Source organism: Streptomyces sp. NPDC058872 (assembly GCF_042743065.1).
Lineage (GTDB): Bacteria > Actinomycetota > Actinomycetes > Streptomycetales > Streptomycetaceae > Streptomyces.
Genome location: NZ_JBHYMK010000017.1, coordinates 51,999 through 74,503, shown reverse-complemented (window position 1 = coordinate 74,503; position 22,505 = coordinate 51,999). Strand labels below are relative to the sequence as shown.

Annotated in this window: 19 protein-coding genes and 1 pseudogene; 11 read left to right on the top strand and 9 right to left on the bottom strand. The window is 71.5% G+C overall.

The features are described from left to right. Positions 1 to 205: 205 nt before the first annotated feature. From ACFW22_RS13570 to ACFW22_RS13555, 4 genes are all read left to right on the top strand, one after another. Positions 206 to 952 (top strand): ABC transporter ATP-binding protein, encoded by a 747-nt coding sequence (locus ACFW22_RS13570; protein ID WP_386402646.1) that lies wholly within the window; start codon positions 206 to 208, stop codon positions 950 to 952. A 2-nt stretch (positions 953 to 954) separates the two neighbouring features. Beyond that, positions 955 to 3,891 carry an ABC transporter permease gene (locus ACFW22_RS13565; RefSeq protein WP_386402643.1) on the top strand — a complete coding sequence of 979 codons (2,937 nt, stop codon included), beginning with the start codon at positions 955 to 957 and terminating at the stop codon, positions 3,889 to 3,891. 188 nt (positions 3,892 to 4,079) lie between these two features. Next, positions 4,080 to 4,448 carry a GNAT family N-acetyltransferase gene (locus ACFW22_RS13560; RefSeq protein ID WP_386402817.1) on the top strand — a complete coding sequence of 123 codons (369 nt, stop codon included), beginning with the start codon at positions 4,080 to 4,082 and terminating at the stop codon, positions 4,446 to 4,448. Between the two features lie 131 nt (positions 4,449 to 4,579). Then, positions 4,580 to 4,921 (top strand): VOC family protein, encoded by a 342-nt coding sequence (locus ACFW22_RS13555; protein WP_386402640.1) that lies wholly within the window; start codon positions 4,580 to 4,582, stop codon positions 4,919 to 4,921. Positions 4,922 to 5,308: 387 nt separating this feature from the next. Here the strand turns inward: ACFW22_RS13555 and ACFW22_RS13550 are convergent. The 3 genes and pseudogenes from ACFW22_RS13550 to ACFW22_RS13540 all read right to left on the bottom strand — a co-directional run. Beyond that, a pseudogene (locus ACFW22_RS13550) lies at positions 5,309 to 5,482 on the bottom strand (IS5/IS1182 family transposase); the annotation flags it as partial. 46 nt (positions 5,483 to 5,528) lie between these two features. Further along, positions 5,529 to 5,981, bottom strand: coding sequence for a hypothetical protein (locus tag ACFW22_RS13545; protein WP_386402637.1), 453 nt, complete (start codon positions 5,979 to 5,981; stop codon positions 5,529 to 5,531). Positions 5,982 to 6,100: 119 nt separating this feature from the next. Next, on the bottom strand, positions 6,101 to 6,808 hold the full coding sequence (locus ACFW22_RS13540; RefSeq protein WP_386402634.1) for an IS5 family transposase: 708 nt from the start codon (positions 6,806 to 6,808) through the stop codon (positions 6,101 to 6,103). Positions 6,809 to 6,895: 87 nt separating this feature from the next. Here ACFW22_RS13540 and ACFW22_RS13535 point away from each other — a divergent pair, with 87 nt between their 5' ends. Beyond that, entirely contained in the window at positions 6,896 to 7,276 is a 381-nt protein-coding gene (locus ACFW22_RS13535) for a hypothetical protein (protein WP_386402631.1), read from the top strand. 166 nt (positions 7,277 to 7,442) lie between these two features. Here ACFW22_RS13535 and ACFW22_RS13530 read toward each other — a convergent pair whose 3' ends face one another. Then, complete coding sequence (locus ACFW22_RS13530) at positions 7,443 to 8,033, bottom strand: dihydrofolate reductase family protein (RefSeq protein ID WP_386402628.1); 591 nt, start codon at positions 8,031 to 8,033, stop codon at positions 7,443 to 7,445. A 191-nt stretch (positions 8,034 to 8,224) separates the two neighbouring features. Beyond that, positions 8,225 to 9,490, bottom strand: a complete 1,266-nt coding sequence (locus tag ACFW22_RS13525; RefSeq protein WP_386402625.1) for an MFS transporter — start codon at positions 9,488 to 9,490, stop codon at positions 8,225 to 8,227. 98 nt (positions 9,491 to 9,588) lie between these two features. Here ACFW22_RS13525 and ACFW22_RS13520 point away from each other — a divergent pair, with 98 nt between their 5' ends. After that, positions 9,589 to 10,674, top strand: a complete 1,086-nt coding sequence (locus ACFW22_RS13520) for a DUF5937 family protein (RefSeq protein WP_386402622.1) — start codon at positions 9,589 to 9,591, stop codon at positions 10,672 to 10,674. A gap of 484 nt (positions 10,675 to 11,158) precedes the next feature. Continuing rightward, positions 11,159 to 13,360, top strand: a complete 2,202-nt coding sequence (locus ACFW22_RS13515; RefSeq protein WP_386402620.1) for an FUSC family protein — start codon at positions 11,159 to 11,161, stop codon at positions 13,358 to 13,360. 123 nt (positions 13,361 to 13,483) lie between these two features. Here the strand turns inward: ACFW22_RS13515 and ACFW22_RS13510 are convergent, their stop codons facing one another. Continuing rightward, positions 13,484 to 15,475 carry a hypothetical protein gene (locus ACFW22_RS13510; protein ID WP_386402618.1) on the bottom strand — a complete coding sequence of 664 codons (1,992 nt, stop codon included), beginning with the start codon at positions 15,473 to 15,475 and terminating at the stop codon, positions 13,484 to 13,486. Between the two features lie 304 nt (positions 15,476 to 15,779). Between ACFW22_RS13510 and ACFW22_RS13505 the strand changes: the two genes are divergently transcribed. Then, positions 15,780 to 16,217, top strand: coding sequence for an STAS domain-containing protein (locus ACFW22_RS13505; RefSeq protein WP_386402616.1), 438 nt, complete (start codon positions 15,780 to 15,782; stop codon positions 16,215 to 16,217). A gap of 254 nt (positions 16,218 to 16,471) precedes the next feature. Here ACFW22_RS13505 and ACFW22_RS13500 read toward each other — a convergent pair whose 3' ends face one another. Both ACFW22_RS13500 and ACFW22_RS13495 read right to left on the bottom strand, forming a co-directional pair. Beyond that, positions 16,472 to 17,467 (bottom strand): AraC family transcriptional regulator ligand-binding domain-containing protein, encoded by a 996-nt coding sequence (locus ACFW22_RS13500; RefSeq protein ID WP_386402614.1) that lies wholly within the window; start codon positions 17,465 to 17,467, stop codon positions 16,472 to 16,474. 4 nt (positions 17,468 to 17,471) lie between these two features. Then, on the bottom strand, positions 17,472 to 18,557 hold the full coding sequence (locus ACFW22_RS13495) for an NAD-dependent epimerase/dehydratase family protein (RefSeq protein WP_386402612.1): 1,086 nt from the start codon (positions 18,555 to 18,557) through the stop codon (positions 17,472 to 17,474). A 241-nt stretch (positions 18,558 to 18,798) separates the two neighbouring features. On the opposite strand from ACFW22_RS13495, the gene ACFW22_RS13490 reads away from it, so the two are divergent. Both ACFW22_RS13490 and ACFW22_RS13485 read left to right on the top strand, forming a co-directional pair. Then, positions 18,799 to 19,539 (top strand): response regulator transcription factor, encoded by a 741-nt coding sequence (locus ACFW22_RS13490; protein ID WP_386402610.1) that lies wholly within the window; start codon positions 18,799 to 18,801, stop codon positions 19,537 to 19,539. After that, the gene (locus tag ACFW22_RS13485) at positions 19,536 to 21,005 is read left to right on the top strand and encodes a sensor histidine kinase (protein ID WP_386402608.1); all 1,470 of its coding nucleotides are present in this window, start codon (positions 19,536 to 19,538) and stop codon (positions 21,003 to 21,005) included. Before ACFW22_RS13490 ends, ACFW22_RS13485 begins: the two co-directional genes overlap by 4 nt. A gap of 69 nt (positions 21,006 to 21,074) precedes the next feature. Here ACFW22_RS13485 and ACFW22_RS13480 read toward each other — a convergent pair whose 3' ends face one another. Continuing rightward, on the bottom strand, positions 21,075 to 21,614 hold the full coding sequence (locus ACFW22_RS13480) for a DUF2231 domain-containing protein (RefSeq protein WP_386402606.1): 540 nt from the start codon (positions 21,612 to 21,614) through the stop codon (positions 21,075 to 21,077). A gap of 278 nt (positions 21,615 to 21,892) precedes the next feature. Here ACFW22_RS13480 and ACFW22_RS13475 point away from each other — a divergent pair, with 278 nt between their 5' ends. Continuing rightward, complete coding sequence (locus ACFW22_RS13475) at positions 21,893 to 22,291, top strand: DUF302 domain-containing protein (protein ID WP_386402604.1); 399 nt, start codon at positions 21,893 to 21,895, stop codon at positions 22,289 to 22,291. Positions 22,292 to 22,505: the final 214 nt, after the last annotated feature.

The window sequence follows — 22,505 nt, the reverse complement described above, 5'->3', positions numbered from 1 at the left end:
CCGTGTTCCCCGTAGCCACGGGCGCCTCCGCCCACACCCCGATCGGTCCGGGGCCGTGGTTGCGCGCCGCCTCCAGGCCATCGCAGCGTTCTGACGACAGCGCCTGGAAGACGACGGGGCCCCTGCCGTGAAAGCCGCCATTGGGCCTGTTGGCCCCTCCCCCGGGCCTGGGTGGCCGTAGCCCCCCGTTCGTCCGGAGGGTGGTATGGAAACCGTGAACACCGACCGGGCACTCCTCCTCGCCACTCGGGTGAGCAAGATCTACCGAACCGGATCCGTCGAGGTCACCGCCTTGCGCGACCTGGACCTCCTCGTCCACCGCGGGGAGATGGTGGGAGTCATGGGGCCGTCCGGTTCCGGAAAGACCACCCTGTTGAACTGCCTGTCGGGCTTGGACGACATCGACGGCGGTCGGGTGGAGGTCGACGGTCACGACCTGTTCGCGATGTCGGACGCAGCGCGCACGGAGCACCGGGCCCACACCATGGGCTTCGTCTTCCAGGCGTTCAACCTCATACCGGTGTTCTCCGCAGTGGAGAACGTCGAACTGCCCCTGCTGCTCGTGGGCACCCGGCCCCGCGAAGCCCGCCGCAGGGCACTGGACATGCTCGACCGGGTGGGGCTCGGTCATCGGGTCGAGCACCGGCCGAGCGAAATGTCCGGGGGCGAACAACAGCGGGTGACCATCGCCCGGGCCCTCGCCGGTCGCCCGGCAATCGTGTGGGCGGACGAGCCGACGGGCAACCTCGACAGCACCATGGCCGGCCAGGTCATGGACCTGCTGTGCGAGCTCAATCGAGAAGGGGGCCAGACGATCGTCCTGGTCACCCATGACGCCGGCATCGGTGCCCGCGTCACCCGTCTGATCCGCATGCGGGACGGACGTCTGGTCGACGACGTGGACCAGGCCGTCACCCCCTCGGCCGTGCTCCCCGACCCCCCTCCGGGCTGACCATGTACCCGAACCTCCTCGCTCCGCTGCTCATCGCCCTCGCGCTCGCCCTTGCGGCGCTGCTGATGGTCGCGATCCGGCAACCGATCTCACGGCGGCTGGCCTTCCGGCAGGTGGCGCGCCGGCGCACCGAGGCGGCGCTGGTGATCGGGGGGTCGATGCTCGGCACGGCCATCGTCATCGGGGCCCTGGTCGTCGGGGACACCTTGGACTTCTCCGTACGGCAGGAGGCGTACCGGACCCTGGGACCGGTGGACGAGCGCGTCGTCGCGCCCCCGGGGCCGGCCGGGCGTGCCGTCACCGAACGGCTGGCCACCCTGGCCGGCAACCCCGACGTCGACGGGGTGCTGAACGCCGAGGTCACCCAAGCGTCGGCCGTCAACACCACCGGTGACCGCACGGCCGCCGAGCCGCGCGTCCTGGCCTGGCAGATGGACTTCGGCGAGGCTTCGCGCTTCGGCGCGCCGAGCGGGGACTCCGGTCTCGACGGGCCGAACCCGATGCCCGGCCAGGTCGTGATCAACGAGCCGCTGGCCCGTTCCCTCGGCGTGGAAGCCGGGAAACCGGTCACGTTGTTCTTGTTCGGGACCCCCCGGACGTATCGGGTCGAGCGGGTGGTGCCGGAACAGGGCCTTGCCGGTGTCGGCCTGGGCGGCAGGTTGAACCGGGACGCGTTCCTGGCACCGGGGGACCTCGATTCCGCCGCTCGGGCCGCGGGAACGGAGCCGCGCTCCGTCACCTTCGTGTCCAATGACGGCGGCGTCGAAAGCGGCGATCGACTGACCGACCGGGTGACCGCGGAGATGCGGGAGGCCCTGGGGCCGCTCGCCGGCCAGACCTCGATCGAAACGCCGAAGCACACGGTGCTGCGGGACGCGGAACAGGCCGGTGCCTCGCTCGGCGCCCTGTTCCTCATGATCGGCAGTTTCAGCATCATCGCGGGCGCACTGCTGCTGGTGAACATCTTCGTCATGCTCGGCGAGGAGCGGAAGTCCCAGATGGGCATGGTGCGGGCGGTGGGGATGAAGCGTTCGCGGCTCATCGGCTCCTTCACCCTCGAAGGAGCCGCCTACGCGTTGCTGTCGGTACTGCCGGGCGTGGCCATCGGGGTCGCCGTCGGCTGGGGCGTCGCCGTGGTCGCAGCACAAATATTCCAAGGCTGGTCGGTCGGCGGGAGCAGCATCCGGATCGCGTTCGCCATCACCCCGACCAGCGTGCTCAACGGGCTGGCCCTGGGCCTGCTCATCGCCTTCGTCGCGATCCTGGCGACCAGTGTGCGCATCAGCCGGTTCAACATCATCGCCGCCATACGCGACCTCCCGATGCGGTCCGGGCAGGGGGCGAGCCGTCGTCTGCTGGTGGTCTCCACCGCCCTTGCCGCCCTCTGCGTCCTCCTCGCCGTACCGGCCGTGGCCCGCAGCCAACCCGAGGCGACCTATCTGCTGCCCGCCGTCGCGGTCGCCCTGGCCGCTCCCGCGCTGCTGCGCGTCCTCCCCCGGCACGCGGTCACCACCCTGGTTGCGGGGAGCGTCCTCGCGTGGACGCTGCTGGCACCCGTCATCCGGCCCCGGATATTCGACACGCCTTCGATGTCCGTCTACGTCATCCAGGGCACCTTGGCCGCCTTCTCCGCAGTGGTCCTGGTCAGCGACAACCAGAAGACGCTGCTCCGCCCCCTGCGACGGCTCCTCGAGCGGCCCACGGAAGGCGGCCTGGCGGCGCGGCTCGCGGTCGCCTATCCGCTGGCCAAGCGTTTCCGGACGGGCGCGACCCTGGTGATGTACACGCTGATCGTGTTCGTCCTCGTGCTCCTGACGGAGATCTCGGGCATCCTCCGTGCCGGTGTGGACGGAGTCGTCGCGGATGCCACGGCCGGATACACCCTGCGCCTGGACTACAACCCGGAGGTCGCAGGAGACCGGCTGGTCGCCGAAGTGAGAACAGGCCCCTCCGCCTCGGAGATCACGGCCGTGACGCCGCTGCTCAACGCCACGGGCAAGGCCACCGACCCCGGGCACCGCGGTGACGGTCTCCTCGACATCGCCGCCGTCGGGGTGCCCGACGGCGCAATCAGCGGCATCACCTTCCGTGAGCGACTGCCCGGCCTCGAGGACGACGCCGCGGTGTGGCGGGCCCTCGCCACGGATCCCCGCTACGTCGTCATCGACGGCTTCTTCGGCAGTACCGGCGGCCCGGCGGGCGACTACTACGACCCCGGTGACACCCTCACCTTGACGGACCCCCGGACGGGTCGTGGCGAACAGCGGATCATCGCCGGGGTGCTCAGCAACGGGCTGGTCTTCTACCCGGGCACCGGCGCCAGTTCGACCACGTACCCCGTCGTGGCGAGCGAAAGGGCCACGCGCGAGCTCTTCGGCGCCCAGGCGCGGAACGCATCGGCGCTGGTGAGAACCGGTCCCGGCGCCTCCGCCGACGTCGTGGCGACCCAACTGCAGGGCGAACAGCTCTCTTCCAGCCTGGTCGCCACGCCCATCGAATCGGATATCCGCCGCCAGTTCGACTCCAGCACCGCCTTCTTCCGCCTCATGCAGGGCTTCCTCGCCCTGGGCCTCGGCGTGGGCATCACCGGCCTCGGCGTCGTCATGGTGCGGGCCGTGCGCGAACGCCGCCGCACCATCGGCATCCTGCGGGCGCTCGGTTTCCGGGCCCGTACGGTCCAGCGCTCCTTCCTCCTGGAAAGCTCCTTCGTCGCCCTGGAGGGAATCGTGCTGGGCTCGTTGTTGGGCGTCCTCACCACCTGGCTGATGTACAGCAACAGTGCTGCGTTCCAAGGCCTCGAAGGGGGCTTCCCCATCGAATGGGCCGGCATCTTCGGCCTCGCCGCGGCCACCTTCGTCGCTTCCCTCCTGGCCACGATCGGACCGGCACGGCGTGCGGCCGCCATCCGTCCGGCGCTCGCGGTCCGCGTCACCGAATGAGGCCCCTCCCGCCTGACGTCCTTCTCCGTGGAGGTCGTTTCCGGGCCTCCGGGCCTGGGGTGAGCCGTGACGTCGATCGAGCGGAGCGGACCGCCAAGCACCACCGGGCCTGAGACCCTCGCGGTCCTCTCTGGTGCAGGTCGGTCTCGCCGAGCCGGGCAAGAACGTCATCCACATTCGAGCAAGAGATCGTCTCGGGCTCGTGGATCGGGCTGAACCACCAGGGTCGGGGACTTGGGACCGAGATGCGCGTTGCCATGCTGCACCTCGCCTTCGCAGAGCTGGGTGCCGTATCGGCAACATCGATGTCCTTCACCAACAACGTCTCCTCGGTTTCCGTATCGCTGAAACTCGGCTGCCGTCCCGACGGCATCACGCGTGACGTCCTACACGGCGGGGTCGTCGAGTCCCAGCGGTTCCGCCTCTCCCGTGAGGATTGGCACTCGCGCGAGCATCCACCCGTGACAGTGAGCGGGTTCGTGGGCTGCGAGAAGCTCTTCGGGATCTCCGGCGGGGAAACGGACACGGGGGCTGCTTACGGGCTGACCCGCGATTGATGTTGTACGCAGGTCGCGACAGCAGTTGACATCTCGTCGAGCAGCACCCCGGCCAGCGCAGAGTCGATGTGCACGAGCACGGACAGCACCCAAGTCAGGCCGGACGACGCGATGGTGTGATGATGTCGGTCATGGCTATCGAATCAGTGGTCGTGCGGCAGCGCGTCGAGGACCTGGACGCGGCTGTGCCCTTCTACGAGAGACTGACCGGAAGCACCGCATCCCGTTTCGCCTTCACCGGGGTCACTCTGGCAAGCGTCGGCCCCTTCCTGCTGTTCAGCGGTCCGGACGAGGCCGCGCAGCGAGTTGCCGGCGTGGCAGCCACCCTGACGGTCGCAGACCTGGACGCAGCGGTGAAGGAAGCGGTGGCGGCAGGCGGCGAGGTGCTGGTTGCTACCTCCCCAACACCGAATGGCCACCGCGCCGTGCTGCGGCACCCGTACGGCGGGGTCTTCGAGTACGTCGGTCCCTGAACCTGCGGCTACCGCGATTGATCCCAGGCCGTGACATGACGACGGCCGCGCGGGCTCTTGAGATGTGAAGATCAAGCAAGCCCGCACGGCCATGTCGCATCCTGCCTTCTGCGGCGTCACATGCCCACATCTCGACGAGTTGATCGAAGAACTTGCGTCGCGCTGGGAGGCGCGCTGCGAATCTGGACGGCACGAGCGGCGGCAGAGCGCTCGCCGACGGCAGGCCGGGGCCGGGCCGACGTACGAACTGGTCTTCATCGAACGGGTATCGCCGGGCTGGTTTCCGACCGCGCTGCGAAGCGGGCCACCCGTCACAAGCCGAGCACCGAACTTGTGCTCGCCCGTACTACAGCCTGCTAACCGGGTGTTTCATCGCTGTTTTGTGGATCATGTTCCGCGCCAGGTCGGGGTGGTTTCGTTGGCGAGTCGGCGGGTCATGAGGTTGATCATTGCGGTGTGGACCATGGCTTCGGAGCGGGCTGGGAGGGCTTCGTAGTCGCGGGCGAGGCGGCGGTGGTTCATGAGCCGGCCGAAGGTTCGCTCGACGAGTGCAGTCCATCGTGCCGCTTGCTCGGGCCGCGCAGCCCGACGACGTGGTCGAACACGGCTAGTCCTGCCTCCCTGAACTTGCGCGAGCGATAGTCCAGGGCGGGTGGCCGTGCCGTGCGGCGTGGGTGCGGAAGTCGAAGAAGCCCAGACCATCGACCTTGCACTCGGTGTCGATCTCTTCGAGCGTCCAGCAGTGGTCGGAGTAGTCGTCGATGGCGACGCCGCCAGCTTCGAGGACGTGTGACAGGAGGTTGCGGATCTCGGCAGTACCGTCGATGTGGCTGGAGACGCTGACCAGCAGGTCCCAGGTCGGGCGATGGTAGAGCGCGGAGTCCAGCAGGCGTACGTCCTCGGGATCCCAGCCGGCGAACAGGTGACCGTCCTGCTCGTCCTCGAGGTCGATGGAGAGCTTCCCGTCCGTCCAGTATCCGTTCTTGCCGGGCATCAGCCGGTCAAGCCGTGCGGCTGTCGCGGTCGACTCTCCAGCGGGGAACACGTAGACGCTGCGCATGGGCGGAGCGTAAATGGCGACGCAGGGCTGCGGCCGGGGAGTTTCATCCCGGCCATAGATTGCCTTCGTCGACGGTGGCAGTGCGAGCGGCGACTTCACCGAATGACAGATGTCGAGGTTCACCGTTGAGGTACGGCACTGCTGGCTGCCATCAGCTCCACTGCCACTACGAACGCGAGCCGGAACGCTCCCTCATCTATCGACGACTCACCAAGTGAAACGACGTCTAAATCACCCACCAGCCGGACCACCAGGCCAGCACGGTCCGACATCAATCGTGGGTCAGGGCGTCGCCGGCGGGGGCCGCGGCGTGAGCGGACGGCCGGGATCCCGAGGATGAGCGGGCGAAGCGCTTGGACGTCGTTGACGTTCGCGGCAGACACCCTGACGACCATGGGTAGTCCCGGCGCATCAGTCAGCACACGCAGTGTGCTGCCCGCTTTGCCTCGGTCGACAGGATTTGGTCCCGTCAGCAGCCCCTTCTTCGCACTTACCGAGGCGGCATCGACGATCACGGAACTCCAGTCGAGTCCGCCACGGGCTCCGATCCCGTCCAGAACCACGCGGTGCAGCCGACACCACACTCCGGATGCGGTCCAGGCAGAGAACCTCCGATGGGCCGTCGCCGGCGGTGCTCCGAAGGTCAGAGGCAGATACCGCCACGCGCACCCGCTGGTCAGCACGTACACGAGGGCCGTGGACACGGCACGTTGGTCGATCGGCGCGGTGCCACCGCCCTGCGGGCGTGGGCGTAAGGGCGACAGCACCGGCTCGGCCGAGTCCCATAGATCATCCGGAACGAGCCGTTGCGCCAGATCCTCACCCATGAACGATCATGATGCCGCTGCCAACGGCCCCGGCGACGCTTGGTGTGGGCGTTGGGCTGGTTGCCCCGGCCACCTCAGAATGGGCGCATGGCTCCTCTTTCCATCGATCCGCGCCCGTTGAACACCGACGAGCGCGGAATGCTTGAACACATCCTGTCGGTGGAGTTCGTCGGCGCGTCACAGCTGCGGAGTCAGCTGGACCGCACCGAGGTGATCGCCGTCTGGGGGCCCGACTCCGTGAGCGTCGACCTGCGGGTACGGGAACCTTGCGAGCATGCAGCACTGCCGAAAGAGCTCGTGCCGGTAAACGCGCACGTCCATGACCCGTCCGGCGCGTACGTCGGCGAGATCCTCGTATGGACGGACCGGGGAGCCACGCTCGCAGCGCTGGAGTTCGCCTGGGTCACCGACGAGATGCCCACGTCTCTCCCCGCCATCGTGGACGGCGGCCTCCACTGGCCGGCCTGACAGGCTGTCCCCCTGAGCGCTCGTGGTCCTGCAGCGGGCAAGACCGCCAGGTGAGACACCGTCCTGGCAAGACGATCCCGTCGTCCCTTGGTTGCGCATCTCGGTCAGACCCCGGCCGAGGCGCTTCCATGCGCTCCGGCACTGCTTGGGTTCGGTGGCGGCGTGTTCACCGAGGGCTCGGCGGACCGGCCGGCTCGCGCACCACGCGGTAGCGGAGGTAGACGACGTGCGGAGCAAAGGTGCGGGTCTCGACGAGTTCGAGGTCCACCCGGCGCCCGTGTCGGGGGAAGAACGGCACGCCGCCGCCGACCAGCACCGGACAGACCCTGACCCGGTACTCGTCGATCAACCCCGACGCGGCTGCCTCGGCGGCGAGAGTCGCACCGCCGATCGCGATGTTGCCGTCTCCCGGTTCGGCTCGCCATCGTTCGACCTCCTCCGCCAGACGACCGGAGGCCAAACGGGCATTGCCCTGCACGGTCGAGAGCGTGGTGGAGAACACCACCTTGGGCAGCTGCTTCCAGATCTCGGCGAACTCCAGCGTGGAGAAGTCGAGCGATGGGTTCTGGTCGGTGCTCTCCCAGTACAGCATCGTCTCGTACAGCCGTCGCCCCAACAGGTGGACGCCGGCCTCGCGCACCTCGTCGGTGGCGAAGCGGAAGAGCTCCTCACTGGGCGCCGTCCAGTCGAAGCCGCCGTCCGGCCCGACGATGTAGCCGTCCAGCGAGATGCTCATCGAATAGGTCACGCTACGCATCGGACCTCCTCCTCGGCGATGGGTTCGACCGTACGACCGCCGGACGGCGCAGGCCCCGCCCCGGCTCGCGAGATCCCCCGACCGGGTCACCCTTCCGTCGGGGAAACCGCACTCGCCCGCCTCGCCCGCTCCGTCGCCCCCTGGACGCCACTGCCCTCCTGCGCGCCGCACCCGTCTGCCCCGGCCACGGGTCAGTGCACCGGTGACCGGCGCGTTCGCGGTGCCTTCGCAGCCGACGGCACCAACCGCCGAGCCGCGTTCCGCGGTCCCTCCTCGGTGGCGACGGCGGAGGCGGAGAGGAGCGTGGCAGCGGCGAGGCTCCCCCACAGGGCGGCCGGGCCGCGGGCCGCGAGAGCGGTGATGACCGCCGGGGAGACGGCAAGGCCGAAACCCGTGGAGAGCTGGAAGCGTGCGAGCGAGCGCCCCAGGACCCGGGTCGGCGCGAGGGCCGTGACCAACGCGGTGGCGCTGCCGGCGTAGACGATCTCGCCGAGGGTGCACACCACGGAAACGGCGACGACGGCCGGGGCGCCCCATCCGTGTCCGAAGGAGGTCGCCGCGAGGAAACCGAGATAGGACACGGCGAGCACCACCCCCGCGAGCGCCAGCGCGGTCCGCCGGGAGAAGCGGGACAGCAGGACGGTGACCGGAACCTGCAGGGTGACGACCAACACCGTGTTCACCACGAAGATGGCCGCCGACCACACCGGGGACGCGTGCAGCTGCGTCACCAGGATCAGGGGGAGCGCGATTTCGGGGATGTTGAGGCAGAAGACGTAGACGACGTTGGCGGCCAGCAGCCCTCCCATCCGTGGTGCGGGCCCCTCGGCCCCCTCCTCGGTCGGGGCAACGGCCGGTCCCGCGTGGATGCGGACCGACCAGGCCAAGGCCGCCGCCGCGAGGTAGGCGACTCCGGTGGCAGCCGCCAGCACCTGCAGTGCGGTGGTCCCGCCCGTCAGGCACACGGTGGCGAGAAGGGCACCCGTGCCCAGACCGGCGTTGCGCAGGGCACGGCCCGCTGCGAGGGCGGCATCGCGTTCGCGGCCCTGGGCGACGGTGGCCACCAGGGCCGCATGGGCTGCCGGCCATGCCTGGTTGCCGATGCCGAGGAAGAGCGCCGCCGCCGCGAACGGCCAGACGTTCCCGGTCGGGGTCACCAGCAAGAGTCCCACGCCGAGCACCCGCACCAGCATCGACGCCGCCACGACCGTGCTGCGTGCCCCCCGGTCCAGCCACCGGCCCACGGCGGGCATGCACACCAGGCCCATGACGATGCCGAGCGTCATGCCGATGCCGGTGGCCGGAGCGGACAGCTTCACCACCATCACTCCGTAGAGCAGCAGGAAGGGGCGGAGCAGACCGGTGCCGAGCGCGTCCACCGCGAGGGCGAGGGCATAGCGGGGGCCTCCGGAGGCGCGGACGAGGGCACGCGGCTGGATCTTGGTGGTGATTGCCATGGCGTCAACGGTGCGTTCGTCCGTCGGGCCGACCTCGTCGGTTGACCAACACCGTCAATCGACGCGGTCCCGGCCGCTCGACCAGCGATGATGAACGGATGACGTTGAAGATCGACATCACCGGCCTGCCGTCCGAGGGGCTGAGGTTCGCCGCCTCCCCCCTGGCCGAGCTGACCGCGATGCTGCACGTACTGGCCGAACCCGGGCACCACCCACAGCTCGCGGACTGGGCCGGGGACGTCTGGGCCGGTCTGCCGCCCGAGCTGGCCGAGCGGTTGTGGGAGGCCGAGTTCCTCTGGCGTTCTTCACGGGCCGACTTCCTGGTCCCCGCGCGTCCCCGGCAGACGCTCGCCGAGGAGTTGGACGACGTGGACCGGATAGGTGACGACGCCTATGTGACCTCCGCGCTCATCACCACGTGCGGCAGCAATCGGGTGCGCTTCGGCTCGCCGTCCCCGCTCGCCGACGCAGCAGCACGCGAGCGCGCCCTGGACCTGGCCCAGGCCCGCGGCGCCCGCCAGGAAGCCTTCGCGGAGCGACTGCTCGCGGATCCCGCCGTCATGCGCGCCCGAGTGCGCCAGACCCTCGAACTGTGCGCCGGGGCCTTCTTCGACGCGGCCTGGACGAAGGCGGCCGTGGCGCTCGCCACCGATCTGCGGCTGAAGAACGACCTGCTCAAGCGCCAGGGAACGGAGGCCGCACTCGCATCGGTCTCCGGCGCCGTCAGCCTGACACCGGACGGCAGCCACATCGTGGTGGACAAACTTCAGGACCACGTGACGTCGGCCCGCGACAGCGGGGTCACCTTCCTTCCCAGCGTCTTCGGCCGCCCGCACCTGGTGGTGGTCCGGGCACCCGGGTGGCAGCCCGTGGTGCAGTACCCCGTGGCCGAGGCGGAGCCCTTGGAGCCGGTGCCGCTGGAGACGGTCACGCTCCGGTTGGAAGCACTCTCGCACCCGGTGCGGCTGCGCCTGCTGCGCACCCTGGCCCGCGGCCCGCACACCACCAGTGAGCTTGCCCACGCCTGGGAACTCTCGCCCCCGGAGGTCTCCCGTCATCTCGCCGTGCTGCGGCGTGCAGGCCTGGTCACGACCCAACGGCAGGGGCGTTACGTCCGCTACACCCTCGATCTCGCCGATCTGGCGTCGCTGGGCGGAGACCTGCTGGCCGCCGTGCTGCGCTGACCGCGGCCCCACGACGGGTTGCAGATCGCGCAGGGGCGCCGAGGATGGAACGGGAAGGGTACGACCGAGGACGCCTCTTCCGTCGTCGCCGGTGAGGCCGCCAGACGTAGCCGGTGAGGCCGCCGGAACGGTGCGCATCCGTGCGCGTGACCTGGAGGGAACATGGGCGGGCTTCCTGCTCCGATCGCTCCGTCCCCCGTCCGGCCCGGGCGCCTTCGGACGGCCCCGGCCACCGGCGGCGAGACCGACGTGCTGCGGGACGAGGGGGAGCAAGGAGCCGACGAACCCCCCGGAGCCGGAGTCGGCGTCGCCTCCGTGCGCGTTCGGGCCGCGTGCCACGGCCTCCCCTTCACGGACGGACCTCCGGGACGTCCGCGCCACCGACGTGGCGCACGGCCCCTCCGTCGGGGCCCCGCGCACCGCGCCGCACGGTGACCGACACACCCGTGTCCGCTCCGACGCTGCTGTCCTCGGATGCGGACGCATGGCGAAGAGGCTGGTCATGGGCTCAGGGACGGGTACCGGTGGCACCGCCCGCAGGCACTCCCGCAGGAAGCGGGACCTGCACCGGCTCGTCCGTGAACTGAGGCACGGCACGTCCGCATCGGCGTACACCGGCCGGCGGGCGGCTCGGGTGACGCTGGCCGCGGTCACCGCCTTCTACCTCGGCCTCTACGGCCTGCACGAACCCACCACCGCCACATACGGCCTGTTCGCCGCGGTGGCGATGGCCGGGCTCTCCCGCATTCCGGGCACCGGACGACAGCGCGCCGTCGTCCTCGTCCGGCTCCTTCCGATCGGCTGGCTCCTCGTCACCGCAGGAACGCTGCTCGCCGTCCGCACCTGGACCGCGGCGGCGGGGATACTCGTGGTCGGCTTCCTGCTGGCGTACTCGGCCGTGGCCGGTCCCCGGCCGGCCGGGGCGTCCGCGGGCCTCCAGTTGCTCTACATCCTGCCGTGCTTCCCGCCGTACGCACCCCAGGCGCTGGGCGAGCGGCTCGGCGGGACGACGCTCGGCTTCCTGCTGCTCGTACTCGCCGAGCGGCTGGTGCTGCCCGACCCGCCCGGCGTCTCCTATCGGGCCCTGTCCGCGGATGCGGCAGCGATCGCAGCGCGCTGTGCGTCCGAGCTCGCACGGCCGCCGTGGACGCTGTCCACCGGGACGGAGGCCGAGGCTCGGTCCGCCGGTGAAGCGCTGCGCCCCTCCCGGGTGCCGGATGCGGAGCGACCGGCCGGCCCGGGAGCACGGGAACGTGCGCTCGCGCACACCGGCATGGCCGCCCGTGTCCTGCTGGCCCGGCTGCAAGAGGTACCGGCGCCGGGACCGCGCGGCCCCCGTCCCCGGGCCGTGGCCCTTCTGCACGAGGTGGCGGCGTCGGCTCTGAGGACGTCCGCCGCCTTGCGCACGGGTCGCCCGGCCGACACGGAACGGCTGAGGGATGCCTTGACGGTCTACCTCCGACAGCGCACGGTGACGATGCCCGGGGAGGCACCCGAGACGATCGACGCCGTCCTGCGCCGTCAGGCCGTGCTCATCGAAGCCGCCCACGCCGGTGTGACCCTCACGTCCGCGGTCAACCTCTCCGTGGGGCGGCAGCCCGGACCGGCCGAGAAGCGGGACGGCGGCTTCTGGTACGCCGGGCAGGGTTCCGCACGTCTGTGGGGACACCGGCTGGGGGCCCATCTGAGCCCCCGCTCGGTGCACTTCCAGAACGCCGTGCGCATCAGTCTGGCACTGGCGGCCGCTCGTGCCGTGGCCGGGCTCGACTCCCTGCCGCACGGCTTCTGGGCCATGCTGGCCGTCCTCACCCTGACCCGCACCACGGCCGCACAGACCGGTGCGACCGTGGCCAGGGCCCTCGTCGGCACGCTGCTGGGCGCACTGGTCGCCGCCGTGATGCTGGTGCTCGTCGGCGAGAACACCACGGCCTACGCCGCGGCGCTACCGGTGATCATGTCGGCTGCGTTCTGGATCGGCCCGACGCGCGGTGTGGGGTGGGCGCAGGGCCTGTTCACCCTGGTCGTCTCCGTCGTCTTCGCCCAGCTCGCGCCCGCCACGTGGCAGTTGGCCGAGTTCCGCTTCCTGGACGTCCTCGTCGGCAGCTCCATCGGCCTGGTCCTCGGACTGCTCGCCTGGCCCCGAGGCGCCCAGGGGGAGCTCCGCCGAGCCATCGCCGTCCTCTTCCGCGCCATCGGCTCGACCGTCACGTCGACCGCGGCGGTCCTCACGCACGGTACGACGGTGGAGGAGGACGACCTGGTTCCGCTGCGCCGTGCCCTGACGCTGGCGGAGTCGTCCTTCGCCCAGTACCAGAGGGAACCCCAGCACCCCGGCGCCGCTGCCGTGGACTGGCATGCGGCCCTCATCGCGGGACACCACGCCCTGCGCGGGGCCCGACGCCTGTGCTCAGGGAGAGTTCCTGCCGAAGTCCGGACCTCTCCGTGGCGTCATGGACTCGACACGGACAGCGCGGTACTGGCCGGGCGCTACGAACGGACCGGCGGCCTCCTCGAGGGCGCCCCCCGGCCGCTGCCCGCGCCCCCCGGGGCAGGCCGCAGGGAGCCCCCGGCCCCTCCGGCACCGCCGCTCTACTACGACGCCGAGGCATGGCTGAACACACTCTCCGTCGACCTGGACCGGGTCGTTGCGCCCACGACCGGACCCGCCGCGGAGGGCGGGCGGTGACCGTCCTGCGCACCGGGCCGGGCGGCCTGCCCGAGCAGGACCTCCGCACCGGTGTCCGTTCGGGCCGACGAACACCGCGGCCCCTGCAAAGAGGTCTCCACCGTGTCGCCCGGCCCTGCCGGCTCAACCGCTCCCCTCCACCTCGCGCACCGTCCAACCGGGCAGTGGCGAACCGTCCGGGAGCCGTCCGGTGAGCCGGACCGGCGTCATCGCATCCGCACGCACCGCGAGGACCCGCCCCCGCACGTCCGCGCTCACCGGCGCGTCCGCGGTGATTTCCGTGACGCGCCGGCTGCCCGCTGCGAGGAGGTACCGGGTCCCGGTGGGCGCGGCCCAGAACGTTCCGGCGAGGACGTCCTGGCCGAAGCGTCCGCAGGCGGCGGTGTTGCGCACCGTCGTGACGGGGACGCTGCGACCGGGCAGCTCCAAGCTCACGTCGGCTCGTCCCCTCCCCTCCCAGGTGTCGGCCCGCGAGCAGACCCAGAGGGCTCGCCCCGCCCGTCCGGGAAGGTCCTGTGCGGCGAACTCCCACCGGTTGACCGAGCGGACACCGCTGTCCCGGAGGAGCCGAAGGGAACACGCCGAACGCGACCAGGCCGCGAGTCCGAGCGGTCCCGCGGCCTCGTGCGGTCGACGCGCCGGGCTTCCGGCAACGGGCAGGGGACTCCAGGTCAGGTGGACGGGGCTGAGGCCGCCCAGATCGGCGAGGAGGAAGGCGTGGTCCTCCACGATCCGCGTCGAGGAGCGCAACTGGAGGGCGGGCACCGCGCGGCAGTCCCCCGGACCGGCCGCGGGTGCGGGGTCCGTCACGGGCTCGGTGGTCCCGTCGGCGGTGACGCGGAGCGAACGCACGGCGGCGCCGGGGTCCCGCAGGTTCCGCACCCCCGCCTCCACGATCCAGGGCGCGAGGAGGTACCGGGTGCTGTCTCCTTCCCGTACGAGGACCACGGCCGCTGCCGTCGTCACGTCGCTGTCGTCGGCCCGTGCCTCCACCAGTGAGGGCCGGCCGCGTCCGGTGCCCGGCTCGGTGTAGCGGACCAGCGTCCGCCCCGTGTACAGCAGGACGACCTCCGCTCCGCCGACGGAACCCGCGTACAGCAACGAGGGCTGCTCGGCCCCCGCGCCCCGGGGGGTTCCTCCCGTCCACGCGGCCCAGGCCCGTCGGAGCAGGTCCTGGTCGTCGGTGCGGTTGCCACGGGCGGGCCAGGCCGTGAAATCGACCCGTGAGGTGTCGGCCCACCGTTCGGCGGGGACGCGCGCCAGAACCACCGGGTCGGGCACGGCGGACACCACCGGGTCGGGGGCGGTCCCGGGAGAGCCGCTCGGGGCGCCGACGGCAACGACCCCGGCGAGCAGGGACAAGGCCCCCGCCAGGGCCGCGAGCCGGAAACGTCTGCGTCGGCCCAACAGGTCGGTGGGCCGCAGGAGGACCGTGGAGGGGTCGAACTCCGGCCCCTGCAGCAGCCCGGCCACATCCGGGTCACGCCCCGCACGCAACTGTTCGGCCCGGTGCAGGGCCTGCTCCGGAGCGTTCACGTCCGCAGCCCGGAGCAGGGCGATCACGGATGCCGGTGCCAGGCCCTCGAACACCGTCAGGGCGAGGGCAGCGCGGGTCTCGGGCGCTGCCGCTGCGAGCATCCGGTCAAGGGCGAGTTCGTCCGTGCCGCCGGCCCGGGGAAAGACCCGCAGGCCGAGCGCCGCGGGGAGGGCCGCCCCCGCCGACACCGTGAACGGTGGTCGCAGGGCCCCACGGACGACACGGATGCGGAGCCAGTCGTGAGCGGTCTGCCCGGACGCCCCGGCCGCTCGGGGCGCGGGGACCCGATGGGCCCCACCGTCGGTCGCCGCAGCGGCCTCGGCACGGGTGCCGCCGCTCCGCGTGAGGCTGCGCTGCACGAGGGCGTGGGCGGCGAGGACCCTGCGGTGGCGGCCGAGGGCGGGGGGCAGGATGAGGTGGGCCAGTCGTACGAGCGCCGGGTAGTGCTCGACGAGCACCGCCTCGGCCGCGGTCCGGGAAGGCGGCCTCGGGGAGGGTATGGAGGCGGTCTGCTCTGGCGTGCTGGTCGTCTCGGAGGAATCCACATCGGGGAAACGACCCCGCACCGACGACGTCACCTCGGAACTGTGACCGGGGAGCCACCCGGCGGCACCGGCCCGGTCGGGGCACGCCCCGTCGGCAGGGTGCGTGGACCGGGCCCCCGCCCCGACGGCGTCCCCGCTGCCGGTCGTGTGGGAGCTCCCCTCGGCAGCGCCGTCGAGCCGCGGACCGCCGGCTCCCGCGGTTCCCGGCGGTCCGACGGCACGGTGCCCGGCCCGCAAACGGATGCACGACCGGCCGCATTGCCCCCCAACGCGTTAAAAGCCGCTCCGGCGGAGTGATGCAGCGTGCCGGGCGCGGAAGCACGGCCGTTGGGGAGGCGTGAGTACCACGAGCAACCCTCCGATACTGTCCGCCACCCCTGCCGCTCCGTCCGGTGCCGGTTCATCCGAACAGGGCGCGGACGTCGCGCCGTGCGGCATAAGCGTCCGCGCCTGCACCACGCACGGCAAGGACACCCTGTGCATCGCGCTCCACGGTGAGGTCGACCACTACAGTGCGGGACCGTTGCGGGCATTGCTGGCCGCGGCCTCCGACTGGGGATGTCGCCGCCTCGTCCTGGACACTTCGCTCGTCACCTTCGCCGACTCCGCCCTGCTGCGCATCCTGCGGAGCTGGACGGCAGAAGGCCGCAGGTTGCGCCTGACCGGCGTGACGCCTGCGATGGAGAGGCTGAGGGCAGCTGCCTGGGGTTCCCCGCCGACCCGCGGCGCCAGACGCGCCCCGATCGGGAAGGGGACCGTCGGGGAGGGGGCATGACCTTCTGCCTGCTGGTCCTGCTGCCTTGTCTCCTGGCGGTTCTCCTGCTCACCGGCGAGCCTCCTGAGCAGCCCCCGATGCGGCGTCGTCACCGGCGCCGCGGACGGCAGGGCGCGGTGACCCGAGTGGGGGTGATCGTCCGACAAGTGCTTTCCTGACCCCGGCGGACCGCCCCGGGCCGCAGAGCGGTCGTCGGGGCGGTCCGCAGCGGTCCTGCCGGGCCGGCCGGCCCCGGACGGTCGCCGCACCGCCGGTCACACGGGGACGCCCGTTCCGGAACGCAAGCCGCGCGGCGTCTCCCCCGTCCATTGGCGCAGTGAACGGTGGAAGGAGGTCAGTTCCTCGTAGCCGATCAGAAAGGCGATTTCGGCGTACGACAGGGCGGAGCGCTGGAGATAGGCACGGGCCATCCGCTCACGTGTCTGCGCCAGGACCTCTTGGAAGGAGGTCCGCTCGCTGCCGAGCCGGCGCTGGAGCGTGCGCGGGCTCGTGCCGAGCTCCGCCGCCACTTCCGCCAGCGAGCGCCGCCCGGCGGGCAGACAGGCGAGCAGCACGGCCTGGGTGCGCTCCGTCCAGGTGGTGGATGCTTCGAGCGCGTACAGCCGTCGGTCCAGCTCAGGTTCGAGGAACTGCCAGACGGCGGCGTGGGAGGTCGTCACGAACGGGCGGTGCACGTCGTACGGGGAGAAGACGACCTCGGCACGGTGGCCCTTGGTGAGGGGCACCCCGTCCAGGAACTCGATGACGGCGCCCTGGTCCTCGGGCGGCTCCGGCACCGTCACCCTCACGGGCCCCACCCGGGCCCCGGTCGCCAGTCGTGCGAAAGCCACCCAGAACAGCAACTCGAACCGTTCCAGCACGGCCGGAGGCGTGAAGGGGCCCCTCGGGCGCAGCGCGATCCGCAGGCCGGCGTCCCCGCGCACGTCCAGGGTCACCGGGTACATCAACCGCTTGTAGGTGTTGATCCGTTCCGCCGCCTGCGCGAGGTCGCGGGCGGCCAGCCCGGCGAGGACGGGGATGTCGAAGTGGTCGGCCGACACCCCGGAGGCGGCCGCGACCGCGAGGTCGGGACCGCGGTGCAGGGCGTCGGCCGCTTCCCACAGTGCGAAGAAGTCTTCGGCCCCGATGCGCTTCCGGGGCCCCTCGAAGAGGTCCGCCGGCAGGTCGGCGCGCCGCAGCACCTGGACCGGGTCCAGGTCGAGTGCGGAGAGGACCCGCTGCCATCCCGGGGCGAGGGAGTACGTCGGCACCGTTCTAGACGGGCGCGAGGACCGAGCCGTGATCGACGAGCTGTTGGAACATGTCCTCCATCGACTCCTCGATCGGTCGGTAGGTCATGCCCAGTTCGCGGCGGCTCTTGCCGTTGTCGGCCCGCCAGGCGACGTTGACGTTGCGGCTGACGAAGGTGCGGGTGAGCCCGGCCGTCGGGGCCGCGAGCCAGACGAGGGGCTTCGGCAGGGCGCGTCGGGGAAGGGGGAAGCGGTCCGCGAAGCGCGGGAGCAGCGCCTGGGCGAGCGCGAGCACGTGGGTGTCGTGGCCGGAGACGATGTGGCGGCCGTGGACGTCGGGGAGGTACCCGGCGGCGATGTGGGCGCGCGCCAGGTCACGTACGTCGACGACGCCGAGACCGGCTCGGGGTGCGCCTCGGCGCAGGGTGCCGTCACCGAACTGCCGGACGATCGCGAAGCTCTCGGAGGTGGGCCGGGCATGGGTCGAAGGTCCGATGACCAGGGACGGATTGACGACGACGAGCTTCCAGCGGTCCTGCGCGTCGGCGATCTCCCAGGCGGCCCGCTCGGCCAGGGTCTTGGAGTAGCTGTAGGGCTGGTAGTCGAGGGAAGCGGTGGTGTTCCAGACCTCCTCGGTCAGCCGGCCGCCGGGAGCGGTGGCGCAATCGACCGCGTCGGTGTAGATCGCGGCGCAGGAGGAAGTGAGCACGACGCGCTCCACCGAGGGCGTGGCACCGGCGCTCCGCAGGACGGTACGGGTGCCCTGCACGGCAGGGTCGACCAGTTCGCGCTGCGGGTCCTCCACCCGGCTGGTGAAGGGGGACGCGGTGTGGAACACGATGCGGCAGCCGGCCATGGCCTCGCCGTACGAGCCGTCGGCCAACAGGTCCGCGGCGAAGAAGCGGATCTCTCCGGGTGCCTTCTCGGCGAAGTCGAGGAGGTGCTGGATCTTCGCGGTGTTGTGGGGGTCGCGCACTGCGGCGTGCACCGTGACGCCCGCGTCGAGGAGTCCCTTGACGAGCCACCCGGCGACGTATCCGGTCGCGCCGGTGACCAGGACGGGTGCGGAGGCGTCCACGGGAATGCCGGTCAGGTCTGGGTCTGGGTACATGACGCGACTGTAAGACGCCCCGGTCGGCATCTCTTGTCGGATCGCGCCACCCCGGTGGCACCGTGATCCGGCCGTGCCCGATCCGGGAGGAGGGCAGCCGCCCGGAGGGGGCCGTGCCCCGCATCGGAGCGACCTCGACCCCGGTCTCGCGGGCCGGTCGGGGGCACGGAACGGTCTCAGAGGAAACTCAGAGCATCCGCGGGTGTCCGGCACTCCCGCGAGGGGCGATCCTAGAGGCGCCATGAACACCACACGCTCTGGGCGCCCCGCCCTCACCCGCACCGACGGCACGCCGCTCCGCGTCCTCATCGTCGACGACGACCCCGACCTCGCCGAAGTGTTGTCCGGCGCACTCCGCTACGAAGGCTGGCAGGTCCGCTCGGCCGGCGACGGGGCCGCGGCGGTCGCCGCGGCCCGGGAGCTGATGCCGGACGCCGTCGTCCTGGACATGATGCTCCCCGACACCGACGGCCTGGCCGTGCTCGGTGCCCTGCGCGCCGTACGGGCGGACGTCTGCGTGCTCTTCCTCACCGCCCGGGACACCGTGGAGGACCGCATCGCGGGGATCACGGCGGGTGGCGACGACTACGTCACCAAGCCGTTCAGCCTGGAGGAGGTCGTCGCCCGGGTGCGCGGGCTGCTGCGCCGGGCGGGCATGGCTCGACAGACCACGGAGGGTCCGCTCCTGACCGTGGGCGACCTGGTCATCGACGAAGACGCGCACGAGGTGACCCGGGCCGGGCAACTGATCGACCTGTCCCCCACCGAGTTCGACCTGCTCCGCTTCTTGATGCGCAACCCCCGCCGGGTGCTCAGCAAGGCACAGATCCTCGACCGGGTCTGGTCGTACGACTTCGGGGGCCGCGCCCATGTCGTCGAGCTGTACATCTCGTATCTGCGCAAGAAGGTGGACGCGGGCCGCGAGCCGATGATCCACACCGTGCGCGGGGCGGGGTACGTGCTGAAGCCGGCGTCCGCATGAGGAGCCCGGTTCCCCCCACCCTGCGCGCCCGGCTGACCCTGGGACTGGTGGTGCTGCTGGCGGTCTGCTGCGCCGCCGTCGGTGTGGCCGCGGTGGTCGAGTTGAAGGGGGTCCTCACCGAACGGCTCGACCAACAGCTCGCCGAGGGCGGCACCCGTTTCCCGGCGAGCCTGACGCACGCCGGCCCACCGCCCTCGGAACACGAGGCCGAAGAGGCCGAGGACGAGGAGGAAGAAGAACACGGCGACACGCGCCGCCAGTCCACGGGTACGTTCGGCGCCCGCCTGCGCAACGGGGCGGTCGTCGACGTGGCCGTCGTGCGCTCCACCGGCTCCTCCTCCGTCCCCCTCACCGAAGCCGACGTCCGACGACTGGCCGCGATCCCGACGGACGGCAGGGGCCACACCGTAGACCTCTCCGCGCTCGACGACTACCGGGTCATGGCGGCACCGGGCGTCGACGGCGACGTCCTGGTGACCGGGTTGCCCTGGGAGCCGGTCGAGGCTCCCGTCCACCGTCTGGAACTGGTCGCAGGGATCGTGTTCGGTGCCGCCCTGACGTGCACCGGAGTGGCGGGCGCCTTCTGGGTGCGCTGGTCGCTGCGCCCGCTGAACCGGGTCGCTGCGACGGCCACCCGGGTCAGCAAGCTCACGCTGGCCAGCGGCGAGGTGGCCCTGCCCGCGCGGGTCCCCGAATCCGACCCGCGCAGCGAAGTGGGACGGGTCGCCGGGGCCTTCAACCGCATGCTCGGCCACGTCGAGGACGCCCTCACCCAACGGCACGCCAGCCAGGAGCGGCTGCGCAGCTTCGCGGCCGATGCCAGTCATGAACTGCGCACCCCGGTCGCCACCGTGCGCGGTCACGCAGAACTCGCCCTGTTGCACCCCGGCTCGGTGCCGCCGGAGGTCACCCGGGCACTGGAGCGCATCGTCGCCGAGTCGGGCCGGATGGGGGCGATGGTCGACGACCTGCTGCTCCTCGCCCGCCTGGACGCCGGCCGTCCCCTCGAAGCACTGCCCGTCGACCTGACGCGCATGGTCCTGGATGCGGTGACGGACGCACGGGCGGCGGGTCCCGCCCACCACTGGGAACTGGACCTCCCCGAGGAGCCCGTGACCGTCACCGGCGACGAGCTCCGACTCCAGCAAGTGGTGTGCAACCTGCTGGCCAACGCCCGTGCGCACACCCCGGCCGGAACCAAGGTGACCGTCGGCCTCGAAGCGGACGGGGCGGGGGCCGTCGTGAAGGTGCACGATGACGGCCCCGGTGTTCCCGAGGAGGCCCAACCGGGCCTCTTCGAGCGGTTCACCCGGGCCGACCGCAGCACCAAGGACGCGGGCGGCGGGGCGGGGCTCGGGCTGTCGATCGTCGCGGCCGTCGTGAAGGCGCACGGGGGAAGCGTGCACGTGGAGAGCACACCGGGGGCGACGACGTTCACGGTGCGGCTGCCGTGGGGAACCGTCTGAACCAGCGCGTCGCCCGGGGGCGGACCCGCTCGTCCCCGGCGGCCTCCGCCGGGGACGAGCCCTGACGGGTCAGTCCTCGCCGTGCCCACCGACGGCCGTCTGGGAGAATCCGTCCTGCCACGCGGCCTTCGCCCCCGAGTCGCCGATGCGGTACACGTCCACGACCGCGCCCGCGGCCACGACGAGCGAGAGCACCACGGCAGCGATCTGCACCGGCGCGGCGGAGCGGAGCACACCCGAAGACGGCGCGGACGCTGTTTCGGTCCCCTCCGCAGCCCCGGCCGCACCGCTGCGGCGCGCCGTCCACCAGACACCGACCGCCAGTGCGAACAGGCCGCCGGCCCAGGGCAGCAGACCATCACCCAGTTCGGCGTGCTGGCGGACCAGCGCATTGCTCTCGACGTGCCGCTCCAGCCATTCCCCCGCCTCCGAAGCCAAGGGCACGCTCAACAACGTGACCAGGGCGAGCAACGGCAGCGCTATGCCCATGCGTCGCGCCACCGCCGGCCAGATCGCACCGGCCACGAGCGCCAGGGCGGTCAGGGGGACGAGCACGATGACGAAATGCACGAGCAGGATGTGCGCGGGCAGGCCGTTGACCAAGCTCACGAAAAGCTCCTTCACTGAATGGGTCGCACCACGTGGCGAACAGGCGCGCCAGCCTGGCACACGAAGTTCTGAGGTTCTTCTGAACACGGCCCCGCGAGCGGGCCGACCGTCCGTCGGCGCCGAACGTTCCCGTGGGGCCTGTCACTCGCTTCCGGAGGGGAGCGAGCGGGGCATGATGCTCCTCGTGACGCCCCGGCCCGGGCCGCCGCGGACCAGTGCGACGATCCGGGGCACCCGGGCACCGGCGAAGCCACCAGCGGAACAGCAAGGGGAAGAGCATGCCGTACGACCGCACCGTCAGGCCCACGGGAACCTTCGAGGAGGCGGTGGAAGCCGTCCGTCGCGCGCTGGCCGACCAGGGCTTCGGCATCCTGACCGAAATCGATGTCCGGGCCACGCTCAAGGCGAAGTTGGACCACGACATGGAGCCGTATCTGATCCTCGGGGCGTGCAATCCTCCGCTCGCCCGTCAGGCTTTGGAGGCCGACCGTTCGATCGGCCTGCTGCTCCCCTGCAACGTCGTGGTCCGCACCGAGGGCGAACAGGTCGTCGTGCAGGCGATCGACCCGGCCACCATGGTCGCTCTGACCGGTGTCGAGGCCATGGCCCCCGTTGCGGACGAGGCGGCCCGACGACTCGACGCCGCACTCGCCTCGCTCCCGGGTGCCGGCACCTGAGAGCGCGCGGGCGCCGGAGTGCTCGGACGCCGGAGTGCTCGGTCGGCGGCTCCGGTCCCGGGGAACCGTCCGGACGGCCGTTGCACGGGCGTGTCCCACCCCCTTCCCCAACAGCCGGTGTCCTGAGCGGAGCGCTCGTGGTTCCCCTTCTCGGAGGCGCTCCCGCGGCGGGGTGACGTCCTGATGAACGGGCCCGGAAGGAGGCAACCTCCGG